Annotated in this window: 15 protein-coding genes, 2 tRNA genes and 1 riboswitch; of the genes, 15 read left to right on the forward strand and 2 right to left on the reverse strand. The window is 61.0% G+C overall.

Annotation, left to right across the window (positions count from 1 at the left end; all coding sequences use genetic code 11):
• The first annotated feature begins 25 nt into the window (after positions 1 to 25).
• The 5 genes from FB598_RS13495 (at position 26) to FB598_RS13515 (ending at position 4,686) form a co-directional block, all read left to right on the forward strand.
• Complete coding sequence (locus tag FB598_RS13495; RefSeq protein WP_141915868.1) at positions 26 to 493, forward strand: hypothetical protein; 468 nt, start codon at positions 26 to 28, stop codon at positions 491 to 493.
• A gap of 122 nt (positions 494 to 615) precedes the next feature.
• The gene (gene htpX, locus FB598_RS13500; RefSeq protein WP_141915865.1) at positions 616 to 1,491 is read left to right on the forward strand and encodes a protease HtpX; all 876 of its coding nucleotides are present in this window, start codon (positions 616 to 618) and stop codon (positions 1,489 to 1,491) included.
• A gap of 160 nt (positions 1,492 to 1,651) precedes the next feature.
• The gene (gene ybaL / locus FB598_RS13505; RefSeq protein WP_141915862.1) at positions 1,652 to 3,304 is read left to right on the forward strand and encodes a YbaL family putative K(+) efflux transporter; all 1,653 of its coding nucleotides are present in this window, start codon (positions 1,652 to 1,654) and stop codon (positions 3,302 to 3,304) included.
• A 123-nt stretch (positions 3,305 to 3,427) separates the two neighbouring features.
• A riboswitch (FMN riboswitch) is annotated at positions 3,428 to 3,601 on the forward strand.
• A 142-nt stretch (positions 3,602 to 3,743) separates the two neighbouring features.
• The gene (locus tag FB598_RS13510; protein ID WP_141916089.1) at positions 3,744 to 4,259 is read left to right on the forward strand and encodes a 6,7-dimethyl-8-ribityllumazine synthase; all 516 of its coding nucleotides are present in this window, start codon (positions 3,744 to 3,746) and stop codon (positions 4,257 to 4,259) included.
• A gap of 184 nt (positions 4,260 to 4,443) precedes the next feature.
• On the forward strand, positions 4,444 to 4,686 hold the full coding sequence (locus FB598_RS13515; RefSeq protein ID WP_183405848.1) for a hypothetical protein: 243 nt from the start codon (positions 4,444 to 4,446) through the stop codon (positions 4,684 to 4,686).
• Positions 4,687 to 4,800: 114 nt separating this feature from the next.
• Here the strand turns inward: FB598_RS13515 and FB598_RS13520 are convergent, their stop codons facing one another.
• On the reverse strand, positions 4,801 to 5,634 hold the full coding sequence (locus FB598_RS13520) for a DUF2242 domain-containing protein (protein ID WP_255464023.1): 834 nt from the start codon (positions 5,632 to 5,634) through the stop codon (positions 4,801 to 4,803).
• Positions 5,635 to 5,654: 20 nt separating this feature from the next.
• On the opposite strand from FB598_RS13520, the gene FB598_RS13525 reads away from it, so the two are divergent.
• The 9 genes from FB598_RS13525 to FB598_RS13565 all read left to right on the forward strand — a co-directional run bounded on the left by FB598_RS13525 (position 5,655) and on the right by FB598_RS13565 (position 12,247).
• Positions 5,655 to 6,710, forward strand: a complete 1,056-nt coding sequence (locus FB598_RS13525; RefSeq protein WP_141915860.1) for a nitronate monooxygenase family protein — start codon at positions 5,655 to 5,657, stop codon at positions 6,708 to 6,710.
• Positions 6,711 to 6,973: 263 nt separating this feature from the next.
• Complete coding sequence (locus tag FB598_RS13530) at positions 6,974 to 7,195, forward strand: hypothetical protein (RefSeq protein ID WP_050466415.1); 222 nt, start codon at positions 6,974 to 6,976, stop codon at positions 7,193 to 7,195.
• A gap of 221 nt (positions 7,196 to 7,416) precedes the next feature.
• A tRNA-Leu gene (locus FB598_RS13535) sits at positions 7,417 to 7,509 on the forward strand.
• A 182-nt stretch (positions 7,510 to 7,691) separates the two neighbouring features.
• Positions 7,692 to 8,558, forward strand: coding sequence for an alpha/beta fold hydrolase (locus FB598_RS13540; protein ID WP_141915858.1), 867 nt, complete (start codon positions 7,692 to 7,694; stop codon positions 8,556 to 8,558).
• A 66-nt stretch (positions 8,559 to 8,624) separates the two neighbouring features.
• Positions 8,625 to 8,975 carry a RidA family protein gene (locus tag FB598_RS13545; RefSeq protein WP_141915855.1) on the forward strand — a complete coding sequence of 117 codons (351 nt, stop codon included), beginning with the start codon at positions 8,625 to 8,627 and terminating at the stop codon, positions 8,973 to 8,975.
• Between the two features lie 6 nt (positions 8,976 to 8,981).
• Positions 8,982 to 11,234, forward strand: coding sequence for a bifunctional (p)ppGpp synthetase/guanosine-3',5'-bis(diphosphate) 3'-pyrophosphohydrolase (locus tag FB598_RS13550; protein ID WP_141915853.1), 2,253 nt, complete (start codon positions 8,982 to 8,984; stop codon positions 11,232 to 11,234).
• Between the two features lie 166 nt (positions 11,235 to 11,400).
• A tRNA-Val gene (locus FB598_RS13555) sits at positions 11,401 to 11,477 on the forward strand.
• Positions 11,468 to 11,716, forward strand: a complete 249-nt coding sequence (locus FB598_RS13560) for a hypothetical protein (protein WP_141915850.1) — start codon at positions 11,468 to 11,470, stop codon at positions 11,714 to 11,716. The genes FB598_RS13555 and FB598_RS13560 overlap by 10 nt, the downstream gene beginning before the upstream one ends.
• Positions 11,717 to 11,839: 123 nt before the next feature.
• Positions 11,840 to 12,247 (forward strand): response regulator, encoded by a 408-nt coding sequence (locus tag FB598_RS13565; protein ID WP_141915847.1) that lies wholly within the window; start codon positions 11,840 to 11,842, stop codon positions 12,245 to 12,247.
• 93 nt (positions 12,248 to 12,340) lie between these two features.
• Here the strand turns inward: FB598_RS13565 and FB598_RS13570 are convergent, their stop codons facing one another.
• Complete coding sequence (locus FB598_RS13570) at positions 12,341 to 12,532, reverse strand: hypothetical protein (RefSeq protein ID WP_141915844.1); 192 nt, start codon at positions 12,530 to 12,532, stop codon at positions 12,341 to 12,343.
• Between the two features lie 528 nt (positions 12,533 to 13,060).
• Between FB598_RS13570 and thrS the strand changes: the two genes are divergently transcribed.
• Positions 13,061 to 14,968, forward strand: a complete 1,908-nt coding sequence (gene thrS / locus FB598_RS13575) for a threonine--tRNA ligase (RefSeq protein ID WP_141915842.1) — start codon at positions 13,061 to 13,063, stop codon at positions 14,966 to 14,968.
• The last annotated feature ends 41 nt before the right edge of the window (positions 14,969 to 15,009 follow it).

Genomic DNA, 15,009 nt, shown 5'->3' on the forward strand with positions numbered 1-15,009 from the left:
TGATTCCTTTTCCAACAACGAAACGATGCGACGATTGCTGTTACTGCTGCTGACCTTCCTGCTCCCGCTGCAATTGCTGGCGGCGACGGTTGGCGACCTGCCGCCGGCAATTGCCGGCGGGCAGGAGCAACGTTGCGCGTGGGAACCGGGGGCGGCGGCATTGCCCGGCTCCCACGGTTCCTCCGGTTCTATTGCGGACGGCATCGCCCCGGCGGCCGATGCGGTACAGGACATGCTCGCCGTTGCCATGGGGGCCGTGCTGGCGGCGGAATTGCCGCAACCGGCTGTCTCCGTCTCTGCCGCCGACCAGCCGGGCCTCGGCGACGAGGACGGCGATTTCCCCGCCCCCCAGGCGGAGAGCGAAGACCATACCATGCCGGCGCGCATTGCCACGCCGGACGCCTCCTGGCAACCGTTCCCCCATCTCTTCACGGCCCCGTCGGGCTGGCTGTCCTTCCTGCGCGACCAGTTGCGTCCGCCCCCATTAGCCTGATTTCATTTTTCGTGCGCTGACGGCGTGCGCGGCGGCTGTGCCGCCGGCGCGCCTGCGCATGGTTTCGTCTGCCGCCCATTCCGCACGGGAGCGGGCGCATCATCATTCAATCGGGAAAAACCATGAAACGCATCATCCTGTTCCTCGTCACCAACCTTGCCGTGATGCTGGTGTTGAGCTTTACCGCCAGCCTGCTCGGCATCAATCGCTACCTGACCGCCAATGGCATGAATTTCGGCATGCTGCTGGCGTTCTGTGCGCTGATCGGCTTTGGCGGCTCCTTTATCTCGCTGCTCATGTCCAAGACGATCGCCAAGTGGTCGACCGGCGCGCGCGTGATCGAGCAGCCGCAAAATTCCACTGAACTGTGGCTGGTCAATACCGTCCAAAGCCTGGCCACCCGCGCCCGGTTGCCGATGCCGGAAGTCGCTGTCTATGACGGCCCGCCGAATGCCTTCGCCACCGGCGCCAGCAAAAGCAATTCACTGGTGGCGGTGTCCAGCGGCCTGCTGCAGGGGATGACCAAGGAGGAGGTCGAGGCGGTGCTGGCGCACGAAGTGGCGCACATCGCCAATGGCGACATGGTCACGCTCACGCTGATCCAGGGCGTGGTCAATACCTTCGTCATGTTCATCGCCCGCGTGGTCGGGTATTTCGTCGACTCGGCCTTGCGCCGCAACAGCGAGCAGTCCGGGCCGGGCATCGGCTACATGGTGACCGTGATCGTCTGCGAGATTGTGTTCGGCATCCTGGCCAGCGTCATCGTCATGTATTTTTCGCGCCAGCGCGAATTCCGCGCCGACGCCGGCGCCGCTGCCCTGATGGGTTCCAATGCGCCGATGATCAATGCCTTGCGCCGCCTGGGCGGCATGCAGCCTGACGGCTTGCCGCAGAACCTGCAGGCATCCGGCATTTCCGGCCGCGAGTCGTGGCTGGGCCTGTTCTCCAGCCACCCGCCGCTGGCATCGCGCATCGCCGCGTTGCAGGCGCGCCGTTGATCGGCGCTGCCGTCCGCACGGCGTCGCGCCATGCGCCGTGCGGAGGGCCGGAGGCGTCCGTGATAGTCTTTAGGCCGTCGCCGGTGCAGTCTCTGCCGTCTTTTGTGCTGCCGTTCCAAAAAACAATTCAAATCATCCACCTCGAAAGGACCATTGACTGATGCCTCATCACACCCCGCTGATCGCCACCATTGTCGGTGGCCTGGTGCTGGCGTTCATTTTCGGCACCCTGGCCAATCGTTTCAAGATGCCGCCGCTGATCGGCTACCTGGTCGCCGGTATCGCGATCGGCCCGTTCACGCCGGGTTTCGTCGGCGACGCCGACCTGGCGCAGGAGCTGGCCGAGATCGGCGTGATCCTGCTGATGTTCGGCGTCGGCCTGCATTTTTCGCTCAAGGACCTGCTCTCGGTAAAGAACATCGCCATTCCCGGCGCCGTGGCGCAGATCGCCATCGCCACCTTGCTTGGCATGGGGTTGGGATGGGCGCTGGGATGGCCGGTCGGGGAGGGATTCCTGTTCGGCCTGGCCTTGTCGGTGGCCAGCACGGTGGTGTTGCTGACGGCGCTGCAGGAGCGGCGCCTGGTGGAAACCAAGCGCGGGCGCATTGCCGTGGGCTGGCTGATCGTGGAAGACATCGCGATGGTGCTGGCGCTGGTGCTGATCCCGGCGTTGAGCGGCATCCTCGGCGGCAAGGGCGAGGCCATGAGCGGCAATGCCTTGCTGCTGACGCTGGGCATGACGCTGGGCAAGGTGGTGGCCTTCGTGGCGGTGATGCTGATCGTGGGGCGCCGGGTGATTCCGTGGGTTCTGGAGCGGATTGCCGATACCGGCTCGCGTGAGCTGTTTCGCCTGGCGGTGCTGGCGATCGCGCTCGGGTTTGCATTGGGTTCGGCGTATGTGTTCGGGGTATCGTTCGCTCTGGGCGCTTTCTTCGCCGGCATGATCTTGTCGGAGTCCGAACTCAGCCACCGCGCCGCGGAGGAGTCATTGCCGTTGCGCGACGCTTTCGCGGTGCTGTTCTTCGTCTCGGTGGGCATGCTGTTCGACCCGTCGATATTGCTGCGCGAACCGTTGCTGGTGTTGGCCACCGTGCTGATCATCGTGGTCGGCAAATCGCTGGCGGCATTGCTGATCGTGCGTATTTTCGGCCACCCGATGTCGACTGCGCTGACCATCTCCGCCAGTCTGGCGCAGATCGGCGAATTCTCCTTCATCCTGGCGACGCTGGGCATCTCGCTGGACCTGCTGTCGCCGATGGCGCGCGACCTGATCCTGGGCGGCGCGATTCTTTCCATCCTTATCAACCCGCTGCTGTTTTCGCTGCTGGACCGCCTCAAGGCGCGTCTGGAAGCCCGCGAGGGCGTCGAGGCGCCGGCCGAAGCGGCACAGCAGGCAGTCGATCTCGAAGGCCATGTGGTGCTGGTCGGTTACGGCCGCGTCGGACGTGGCATTGGCGAGCAATTGCGGGCCCAGGGCAGGCCCTTCGTGGTGATCGAGGCGCAGATCGAGAATGTCGAAGCCTTGCGCGCCGAAGGCATCCCGGTGTTGTATGGCAATGGCGCGCAGGCCGATCTGCTGGAGCCGGCCGCTATCGAACGCGCGCGCTGGCTGCTGGTAGCCATTCCCGATGTATTCGAAGCCGGCCAGTTGATCGAGCATGCGCGTGCCGCCAATCCTAGCCTGCAGGTGGTGGCGCGGGCCCATTCCGATGCCGAAATCGAGCATCTTGAGAAGCACGGCGCCAACCAGGTAATCATGGGCGAGCGCGAGATTGCCCGCGGCATGCTGGGGGCGCTGGGGCAGGGCGCCTGAGTCCGGCGGACTGGCGGGCGCGCAGGAGCCGGTGGCCAAGATCCATGGCGCTCTGCAGCATTCGCCAGGCCATGATAAAGTCCCGTTTGCCGCGCCGATAGGGTTTGCGCCCGAGGCGCGGCAACAAGTTCTCGGGGCGGGGTGTAATTCCCCACCGGCGGTGATCATGCGACGCCTGTACGGCGCTGGCATGTAGCCCGCGAGCGCCCGGCATGCCGATTCCTTTCGGCGCCGGGGTCAGCAGACCTGGTGCGATCCCGGGGCCGACGGTCACAGTCCGGATGAAAGAGAACGGGATGCGCGATACCGCGCACGCGCGCAGCGCGTGCGGCCGCGCATTCCCACGCCCTGTTTATTCATCGAACAGGAGTCCTGAACCGTGTCTCAAGCCACATCTCAAGCCGCACCTCAAGCAGTATCGCAAACCGCGTCCCACGCCATCCCCCATCCGCGTTTTTCTTTCGGCCATGCCGACCACGGCAAGCGCATCGCCTTTGTCCAGGCCAGCTGGCACAAGGAGATCGTCGACCAGTGCCGCATTGCCTTCACCGAGGAAATCGCCAGGCTGGGCTGGCCCGCCGACAGCATCGATTTCTTCGAGCTGCCGGGGGCTTTTGAAATCCCGTTGCATGCCAAGGTCCTGGCCAAGAGCGGCAAGTATGCGGGCGTAGTTGCCAGCGCCCTGGTCGTCGACGGCGGTATTTATCGCCATGATTTCGTCGCCCAGTCGGTGGTCTCGGCGCTGATGCAAGTCCAGCTGGAAACCGAAGTGCCGGTTTTCTCGGCGGTATTGACGCCGCATCATTTCCATTCGCATGGCGAGCATCAAACCTTCTTCCATGAGCATTTCCTGGTCAAGGGACGCGAAGCGGCCCATGCTTGCGCGACGACTGTCGCCAAACTGGCAGAAATCAGGGCTGCCGAAGGCGCCAAGCCGTCGTTGAACGCGGCCTGATTGGGCCACGATCCGGCGCGCAGCGGCCAACCAGCCCGCTGCGCGCCGGATCGGATTGCCTGGTGTTAATTTTCCTGATGCTTGTGAAGCATTTGCTTACAAACATTACGCCTTTTCTCTAGCAGGGCATCGCGCCGGAGCATATATTCTGGATACGTATTTCAGAATGGATAAAGGAGCTATCGTGAAAAAGTCGATTCCCATGATTGCCGGCATGTTTGCCATCGCGGCAGTGGCCGGCCTGTCCGCCGCGCCGGCCATGGCCGGGCATGTCTCGATCGGCGTGAATATCGGCGTTCCGGGCGCCTATTACGCAGCTCCGCAGCCGGTATATGTCCAGCCTGCGCCGGTGTATGTCGAGCGCGACTACTATCGCCGCCATCGTCATTGGCACCGTCCGCCGCCGCCTCCGTACTGGCATCGTTGATGTGCGGCAGGACGGCTGGGTCTGCAATGATCCAGCCTATCAAAAATGGCGGCCCGGGCCGCCATTTTTATTGTCTTCATCACCTGATTTTACCGATGCCGGCCGCCTGAGCGGCTATTTTTTCGGTTGCGCCTGATCGTCTTCTTCGGTATCGACCAGCAGGTAACGCTCGGCCGCACCGAAGAAACGGTCATAGAAATCGGGGGAGCGAATGGTTTCGCTGGAGACCCGCACCAGGGAATCGTCGCTGGAGCCGAAAGGCATCGAGACCGACCCTAGCACGCCCACGCCAAGACTGGCGGAGGTGTTGCTCTTCTTTAAGGCGAACCCATCCTGGGTGGCGCTGACGAACATGGTCGAGCTTTTGCCGTTGCCATTGGAGGCGCACACGACATGGAACGCGATTTCCATATGTTTGTCGCTGGCCGGCTGGAAGCTCTTGTTGCCATCCATGGTGTTTTCGGTGGTCTTGCTGATGACATAGCCCTGGCCCAGCAACGCCCGGCGCGCCGCTTCGCAGACCGCCTTTTCGGTGCCGGGGAAACTGCGCGAGAAGGCGCTGGTGTCGCTGAATTCTTCCTGGTGGTAGAACGCGGCCTTGTCGGTGGAACAGGCCGACAGGCCCAAAGAGAACACGGCAATCAGGAGCAGGGGATAAGGAAAGCGCGGGCGGGGCATGCAACAAATCTCCGACAACAGGTGGCCTGAATTGTAAGGGATTCGATGCGCGACGGGTTCGAAGAGTTCGTAAATATCGGTAACGGAGCCGTAAGCGCCAGAAACGATGGCGATCTGCCGTGCATGTGCGCGCTTTCCACTTGTTTGCAGCGTTTTGCCGCCGCGCCGGATGCTGCGATTGCGCGCCAGGCCTGCTATCCTGTTTGGCATCATGTCTGTCGGCGCGCCGGATAAGCGCTTCTCAAGCGCTTTTTCTGCAGAGCTCGCCAAACAATCCTCGGGCGCATCCTATGAATTCATTGCAAACTCTCTTCGGCATCGAACATCCATTGATCCAGGCGCCGATGGCCGGCGTTCAACTGCATGGGCTGGCGGCGGCCGTATCCAACGCCGGCGCGCTCGGCTCCCTGCCTGGCGCCATGCTGGCGCCAGCGGCGCTGGCCGAGGAGCTCGGCAAGCTGCGCGCGGCCACGGATAAGCCCTACAACGTCAATTTTTTCGCCCACACCAATCCTGAGCCCGATGCCGTCCACGAGGAGCGTTGGCGCAGGGCCTTGTCTCCATATTATGAAGAGTTCGGCATCGATGCCTCGTCCATTGCCGCAGGCCCCGGCCGCCAGCCGTTCAGCCCGGCGGTGGCCGATTTGCTGGAGGCATTCAAGCCCAAGGTGGTCAGTTTCCATTTCGGGCTGCCGGCGCCGGAGCTGATGCAGCGGCTGCGCAGCTGGGGTGCGCGCATCATCGCTTCGGCCACCACGGTGGAAGAGGCGAAGTGGCTGGCCGAACGCGGCGTCGATGCCATCATTGCCCAAGGCGTGGAGGCAGGCGGCCATCGCGGCATTTTTCTTTCCGACGACCTGACGACCCAGGTCGGGACATTTTGCCTGGTGCCGCAGATCGCCCGCGCCGTGAAACTGCCCGTGATTGCCGCCGGCGGCATTGCTGACGCCAACGGCGTGGCGGCGGCCATGGCGCTGGGCGCGGCCGGCGTGCAAGTCGGCACTGCCTACATGCTGTGTCCGGAAGCGATTACCGGCGCACTGCATCGCGCCGCGTTGAAGAGCGAACGCGCGCGCCATACGGCCTTGACCAATTTGTTTACCGGACGTCCCGCGCGCGGCATCGTCAACCGTGCGATGCGCGAGCTGGGGCCGATCAGTGCGGAAGCGCCGGCATTCCCGTTGGCGACGTCGGGCATCGCTCCTTTGCGCGCCAAGGCCGAGGCTGCCGGGCGCGACGATTTCACTTCGATGTGGGCGGGACAGAACGCAGACGGATGTAAAGAGATCCCGGCAGCAGAGCTGACGCGAGAGCTGGTGGCGGGGCTGCAAACGGCAGGGCATTGATGTGTTCCGGCGCTGCATTTTAGGCATCGGAGGCGCACGGAAATCAGAACGCATCTCATGCCTGTTGTTGCAATGAGTTCTGCCATTTGGCGGGAATGTCGAAATGCCTCGCCAAATTCCGGCTTGCATGCGTAAAATCGCTTATGAAATTACCGTGCTGTTAGTAAGGCCTAATAATTCAATGGTATCGTTTTCCATCAGAACTATCGTGAATCTGCCCGCGACCCGGACGGATTCGAATAACTTCCTTGTTAAAGATAGCAATGGATAAAAATCAGAAAGTGGAATTGGAGCGCATCCAGAAGGAATTGATTGATGCGCACAACAAGGCTGCCTGGCAAATGGCAGCCACCATCATCAAGGCATCCCTTGTCAAGAACGGCATGGATCAGCCACCTACGGCGGCCGAGCTGGCCGCCCTCAATGCCACCATTACCAATTTGCGCAGCGTGGCCGAAGATGCGCTGGAATTGCTCAAGCGCTGACGGGCGTGTCTCCATGATTCCCGATAACCGGGTTCTTCATCGGCTACCTCTTTCTTGATCGTCCTGCTCGCTTGCCTCGCATCCGGCGGCCAAGCCGGTGTCAGGCAGCCGTCTTTGCCGACGGGCGGTTTTATTCGTGGTCCGGCAAAACAATCAGCGGAACTGCGGCGACTCGCTGCTATAATGCGATCCTTTTTCGGCGGCCAGCGCCGTTTCCACACGCCTGAGTGGTGAAATTGGTAGACACAGCGGACTTAAAATCCGCCGCTTACCCGCGAGGGGGCGTACCGGTTCGATTCCGGTCTCAGGCACCAATGCGGCACTGTTCCGCAACCCGGTCAGCGGGATTCCAGACTTCCATTTCCTCCTTTGTCAGCCGGCGCCATCGAGCGCGGAGGCGCGAGCCGTTTCCGATCCGCTTCCATCGGGCCTCGCATCCGGCAAGCCGCGGCGAGAGAGTAAAATGGAGCCTTCATTGATCATGAGGGCCGCGACGATGACAGAAGCAGTAGTGAAGACGGTGCAGTGCATTTCTCCCGGCGGGCTGCACACGATGGCCTACAAGGAATGGGGAGATCCCCGCAACCCCAACGTGCTGGTGTGCGTGCATGGCGTCACGCGCGTGTCGGACGACTTCGACCGCATGGCGCGCGAGCTGTGCGACACCTACCGGGTCGTCTGTCCCGACGTGGTCGGACGCGGCCGTTCCGGGCGCTTGCGCGATCCGCAGTATTACACGGTGCCGCAATACATCAGCGACATGGTGACCTTGCTGGCGCGCCTGGATGCGGAGATTGTCGACTGGTTCGGCACTTCCATGGGCGGCCTGATCGGCATGGGCCTGGCGTCGTTGCCGGACAATCCCATCCGCCGCCTGGTGCTCAATGACATCGGCCCCTCCATCAACGGTTCCGCGCTGGCGCGCATCGGCGAGTACATCGGCCAGGATGTGCGTTTCGACAGCTTCGGCGAAGCCGCGCAATACATCCGCACCATCTCGGCCAGCTTCGGCGCGCACAGCGAGGAGGAATGGCACAAGCTGGCCAGCGACGTGCTGCGCCAGAACGACGACGGCAAGTGGATTCGCCACTACGACCTGTCGCTGGCGGTACCGTTCAAGCTGACCACGCCCGAAGCCGCCACCGTGGCCGAGCAGATGCTGTGGGCCGCATACGATGCCATCCGCTGCCCAACCTTGCTGGTGCGCGGCGCGCATTCCGACCTGTTGCTGCCTGATGTAGCGCAAGCCATGACGCAGCGCGGACCAAGGGCCCGTCTGGTCGAATTGCCTGATGTGGGCCATGCGCCCACCTTCATGCATGCGGACCAGATCGAGATCGCCAAACAGTTCCTGCTGGGCTGAGTTCTCCGCTTTTCCCGGCACGATTCATCTTTACCTGTAACAGCAATAACGCATAAAGGAAGTCACATGTCTGTACAACGCCTGCATGTCGGAAAGCGCCTTTCCGAAGTCGCCATCCATAACGGCACCGTGTATCTGGCCGGCCAGATCGCCGAAGACACGGCCCAGAATATCGAAGGGCAGACCCGCGAGGTGCTGGGCCACATCGACCGCCTGCTGGCCGAAGCCGGCAGCGACAAGAGCAAGATCCTGTCGTGCCAGATCTACCTGGCCGACGTGAAGGACTTCGCCGGCATGAACGCGGTGTGGGACGAGTGGGTCGCGCAAGGCAATGCGCCCCCGCGCGCCACGGTTGAAGCCAAGCTGGCCCGTCCCGAACTGCTGGTGGAAATCATCATCGTCGCGGCCCAGAAGTAAGCAGCCATGGTTTCAGTGGCAACCATACCGGGCGAAGGCCTGGCAGCGATCACCGCCGGTCTGGGGGCCGACGATGCCGCGCGCGTGGCGCAGGCGCTGGCCGAGGTCGAGCCCCTGTATGCGGATAAGCAGATCCTGTCGGGCCAGAACGCACTGCAGTTCGTGTTCTCGGTGGCGTCGGTGCTGACCGCCTTGAATGCGGACGCGCAGACGCGCATTGCCGGGCTGCTGTTCGAAGCGCAGATGCTGCATCCCGGGCTGGAAGAAAAGTGGGAAGAGCGCTTCGGCAAGGAAACTGCCGACCTGGTCGGCAGCGTGCGCCAGCTGATGCGTTTCCATAGCCTGACCTTCCAGCCGCCGCAGCAGGAAGTCCTGCGCGGGAAGAATGCCGCGCAGCAGGCCGCCGCCCAGGTCGAAACGCTGCGCAAGATGCTGCTGGCGATGGCTTCCGACATGCGTGCCGTACTGGTGCGCCTGGCTTCCCGCGTGGCGACCTTGCGCTATTTTGCCGAGACCAAGCAGGAAAACGAGAGCAGCCGCCAATACGCGCGCCAAACCTTCGATCTCTATGCGCCGCTGGCCAACCGGCTTGGCATCTGGCAGCTCAAGTGGGAGCTGGAAGACTTGTCTTTCCGCTTCCTGGAGCCGGCCACCTACAAGCGCATCGCCAAGATGCTGGAAGAGAAGCGGCTAGAGCGCGAACAGTTCGTGGCCAGCGCGATCGCCCGTTTGCGCTCGGAGCTCGCATCGCAGGATATCAAGGCCGAAGTCAGCGGCCGGCCCAAGCACATTTACAGCATCTGGAACAAGATGCGCGGCAAGGCGATCGACTTTTCGGAGCTCTATGATGTGCGCGCGTTCCGGGTGATCGTCGACGACGTCAAGACCTGCTATACGGTGCTGGGCATCGTGCACGATATCTGGACGCCGATTCCCGAGGAGTTCGACGACTATATTTCCCGCCCCAAGCAAAACGGCTACCAGTCCTTGCACACGGTCGTGGTGGCCGAGGACGGCCGGGCGCTGGAAGTGCAGATCCGTACCCATGAGATGCACCATTTTGCCGAATACGGCGTGGCGGCGCACTGGCGTTACAAGGAAAGCGGCGGTTCAAATTTCTCCGCGCAAAAGTACGACGAGAAAATCGCGTGGCTGCGCCAGCTGCTGGCCTGGAAATCCGAGGTCACCGACGCCGTGGTGGACCAGGATGAGGTACGCCGCGACTGGGTGGAAAAACTCAAGGCGACCACGCTTGACGAACGCATCTATGTGTTGACGCCGCAGGCGCGGGTGATCGAGCTGCCCAACGGCGCCACGCCGATCGATTTCGCCTACCACTTGCACAGCGATGTCGGCCACCGTTGCCGCGGCGCGCGGGTGGATGGCGTGATGGTGCCGCTGAACACGCCGTTGAAGAACGGCCAGACGGTGGAGATCATTACCGTCAAGAGCGGCCCGGGCGTCGGGCCGTCGCGCGACTGGTTGAGTCCGGGTTATGCGGCGAGCTCGCGCACCCGTTCCAAGGTGCGCGCCTGGTTCAATGCGATCGAGCAGCAAGAGACCTTGTCGGTGGGCCGCGGCCTGCTGGAAAAGACCTTGCAGCGCGAGGGCAAGACCGCGGTCAACCTGGAAGAACTGGCCCAGAAACTGGGCTTCGCCAAGGTGGATGACCTGTGCCTGTCGCTGGGCAAGGATGAGTTCAGCCTGCGCCACGTCGAGCAGGCGCTGCACGACGCCGAAGCCAAGAAGCCGGAGATCGACGACGAGGCTGCGATTACCCGCAAGAGCCGCGCATCGAGCATCGTGCAAGGCGCCAAGTCCGGCGTGCTGGTGGTTGGCACGGATGGTTTGCTGACCCAACTGGCACGCTGCTGCAAGCCGGCGCCGCCGGATCCGATCGCCGGTTTCGTCACGCGCGGCAAGGGCGTGTCGATCCACCGCGCGAGCTGCAAGAACTTCGCCGAGATGAGTTCCCATGCGCCTGAGCGCGTGATCCAGACGACCTGGGGAGCGCCGGCCAAGGATACGGTCTATCCGGTCGATATCTTTGTGCTGGCCAATGACCGGCAGGGCTTGCTGCGCGATATTTCGGATATCTTCCTGCGCGACAAAATCAATGTGATCGGCGTGAGCACGCAAAGCGCGCGCGGCCATGCGCGCATGGCCTTTACCGCCGAAATCGCTTCGACCGAACAACTGCAGAAGGCCTTGGCGGTGATTCGGGAGGTAAAGGGCGTCATTGAGGTGAAGCGGCAATAGATGTGTGCAGGGAAGTGGGCCGGAACTGCCCGCGCGCATGCATGCGCGTTGGCAGTTCCGTCGCCGTGGTGCGCAAAGGCATGGCCGGATGAGAAAAATATTTCAGGTTTTTTCTTTTACCCCTTTGCAAATTTTAAAAAGCCACCTATAATCTCGCTTCTTCGTTAGGCGCGTAGCTCAGCTGGTTAGAGCACTACCTTGACATGGTAGGGGTCGTTGGTTCGAGTCCAATCGTGCCTACCAATTCTTCTGATGGTTCAGTCGAGTTGGGCAGCGAAGTCAAACTGAAATGGAAGCGCGTTCGCGGCTTCCATTTTTGTTTTCCGCCCTCCGTTTTTACTTTTCCCTGGTTTTTGATTCGGCGTGTATGTTTGCTTCGCGTGGGATGCGTGCGGCCGGAGGGGTGCAAGGCCGGCTTGGGTATTGGCCTGGCGCATGAGATTGGCTGCCGGATGGCGCGCTTGCAGTTCATGCTGATGTAAATATTGGTGATTATTATTTTGCTGTATTGCGGAAACTTTTTAAAAATGTTTTAAACTTGAGGCTAAGTTTTTTCTTGCTCTTTCTCTTCAGGTTTTATCTTTATTACAGGCGTTCGATTACCTATGGCTGCAGATGATCAGTATTTCCTCGTGGTTGATGACTTTTCAACAATGCGGCGCATCGTTAGCGGATTGCTGAAAGAGTTGGAGTACAGCAAGATTGTCGAGGCCGATGACGGTTCTTCTGCCATGAAGGTGCTGGAGGCGGGCGCCTTGCCGGTGACTTTTGTGCTTACCGACTGGAACATGCCGGTAATGGACGGCTTGACGCTGCTCAAGAAGATCCGTTCGACGCCGTCGCTGAGCCATCTGCCGGTGCTGATGATTACCGCGGAGGCCAAGAAGGAGAATATCGTCGAGGCCGCGCAGTCGGGCGCCGATGGTTATATCGTCAAGCCTTTTAATGCGGCGACTTTGAAGGAAAAGATCGAAAAGATTCTGGCGCGGCGCGCCAATCTGGAAAAGACATAAGCGGAAAAGGTATTTCCCCTTGAATGAAAAACGGCATCCTGATGGATGCCGTTTTTCATGTGCGCGCCGGTTCGGTGTGTCGAAAGGGCGGCGTTAATCCTGTTTGAGCCCGAAATAGGGGAGGATGTCGCCGCGCGTCCACGATTTGATTTCGTCGCCGTTGAGCAGCACCCGGTATTCCTGGTGGCGCATGCCGTCGTCCAGTTCCACGGTGCGGCTTTGCAGCGTGTATTCAACGTTGTTGATGACGGTAGGGTGTTCGATGCAATTGCGTTCGTTTGCCATGATGCGATTCTCCATAATCCATCGAAATCCTAGCATGAGGATGGGGATAAATTGATGACACGTGGCTCGTTGGCGGCATATTTGCATTTGTAAGGCGAGTCAGGCGGCCGGTTTTTTGCGTGATCCTCCTGCCGGGAGGCGGCGTGATCGATAGTTTCGTCTGCATGTGACTGCGCGTACTTGGAAACAGTGTTGTTTTTCTGTTATCCATGTTGACCGCGGCAAAAGGAAGATCCGGTGGGGCGGATAAATTAATTTGCTATAATTTCGGCTTGCGCTGGCTGTCGTCCTGGAAAGTTGAAAAGGCGGCAATGCGGCATGGCGATGGATCCACAACATTCTGTAAGAGCGAGAAAGGCAAACCGGTTATGACACCGCGAACTACCACCGAGTTTTTTGCGCGACGCTAGTCGGGTTCTTTTTCGTTTTCTGAAAAAGCGCGGCTGGTCCGCGTTTTTTTTCGTCCGTCATTTCGACATCAATACCCTAATCAGGCAAGGCAGCGCGGCTGCCGACATGGAGTGCTAAATGGTTTCAGTTCGTCTTCCCGATGGTTCGCAACGCCAATTCGATGGCCCGGTGACAGTGGCACAGGTCGCCGCCAATATCGGCGCCGGCCTGGCCAAGGCCGCGCTGGCCGGCCGTATCGACGGCAAGCTGGTCGATACCTCGTATCTGATCGACAAGGATTCCGACCTCGCCATCGTGACCGACAAGGATGCGGACGGCCTGGAAGTGATCCGCCACTCGACCGCCCACTTGCTGGCCTACGCGGTCAAGGAGTTGTTTCCCGACGCGCAGGTGACCATCGGCCCGGTGATCGACAACGGGTTCTACTACGACTTCTCGTACAAGCGTCCTTTCACGCCGGACGACCTGGCCGCCATCGAAAAGAAGATGGCCGAGCTGGCCAAGAAGGATGAGCCGGTGACCCGCAAGGTATTGCCGCGCGACGAAGCGGTGGCTTACTTCAAGTCGATCGGCGAGGACTACAAGGCGGAAATCATCGCGTCCATTCCGCAAAACGAGGATGTGTCGCTATACACCGAAGGCAGCTTCACCGACCTGTGCCGGGGCCCGCACGTGCCCTCTACCGGCAAGCTCAAGGTATTCAAGCTGATGAAGCTGGCCGGCGCTTACTGGCGCGGCGACTCCAACAACGAGATGCTGCAGCGTGTCTACGGCACCGCCTGGGCCAAGAAGGAAGACCAGGAAGCCTACCTGCACATGCTGGAAGAGGCCGAGAAGCGCGACCACCGCAAACTCGGTCGCGCCCTGGACCTGTTCCATTTCCAGGACGAGGCGCCGGGCCTGATCTTCTGGCACCCCAAGGGCTGGTCGATCTGGCAACAGGTCGAGCAATACATGCGCCGGGTCTACCAGGATAGCGGCTACCAGGAAGTGAAGGCGCCGCAGATCCTGGATCGCTCGCTGTGGGAAAAGACCGGTCACTGGGATAACTACCGTGAAAACATGTTCACCACCGAGTCGGAGAACCGCGCCTATGCGCTGAAGCCGATGAATTGCCCGGGCCATATCCAGATCTTCAACTCTGGCCTGCACAGCTACCGCGATTTGCCGCTGCGTTACGGCGAATTCGGTCAATGCCACCGCAACGAGCCTTCCGGCGCGCTGCACGGCATGATGCGCGTGCGCGGCTTTACCCAGGATGACGGCCACATCTTCTGTACCGAAGACCAGGTGCAGGAAGAGGTAGCGGCCTTCAACCAGGTGGTGCGCGAGGTGTATGACAACTTCGGTTTCAAGGAGGTGGCGGTCAAGCTGGCCCTGCGCCCGGAAAAGCGCATCGGCGCCGAAGAGGTCTGGGACAAGGCGGAAAACGCGCTGCGTGAAGCCATCCGCGCATCCGGTTCGGAGTGGGAAGAGCTGCCGGGCGAGGGGGCTTTCTATGGCCCCAAGATCGAATACCACCTGAAGGACTCGATCGGCCGTTCCTGGCAGTGCGGCACCATGCAGGTCGATTTCTCGATGCCGGCGCGCCTGGGCGCGGAATATGTCACGGAAGACAACGGTCGCAAGGTGCCGGTCATGCTGCATCGGGCGATCGTCGGTTCGCTGGAGCGTTTCATCGCGATCCTGATCGAAAACCACGCCGGCGCCATGCCGCTGTGGCTCGCTCCGGTGCAGGTTGTTGTCCTGAATATTTCCGACGCGCAAGCCGATTACGTGAAGAACGTTGCACAAACGCTGAAAAAACAAGGGTTTAGGGTAGAGACCGATTTGCGTAACGAAAAGATTACCTATAAAATACGGCAGCATTCTATTCAGAAGCCGCCCTATATTCTGGTTGTCGGCGATAAAGAACGGGATGCAAACACAGTGGCCGTGCGTGCGCGGGGCAATGTCGATCTGGGCGTAATGTCCATCGACACCTTGGTGGAGCGCCTCAAGACTGAGGTCGACACCAAAGCCTGAACGGGGAAGCGGAAGCTTCCCTCCCAGCGCAACCGCACGGC

The organism is Herbaspirillum sp. SJZ106, from assembly GCF_006715495.1.
GTDB lineage: Bacteria > Pseudomonadota > Gammaproteobacteria > Burkholderiales > Burkholderiaceae_D > Herbaspirillum.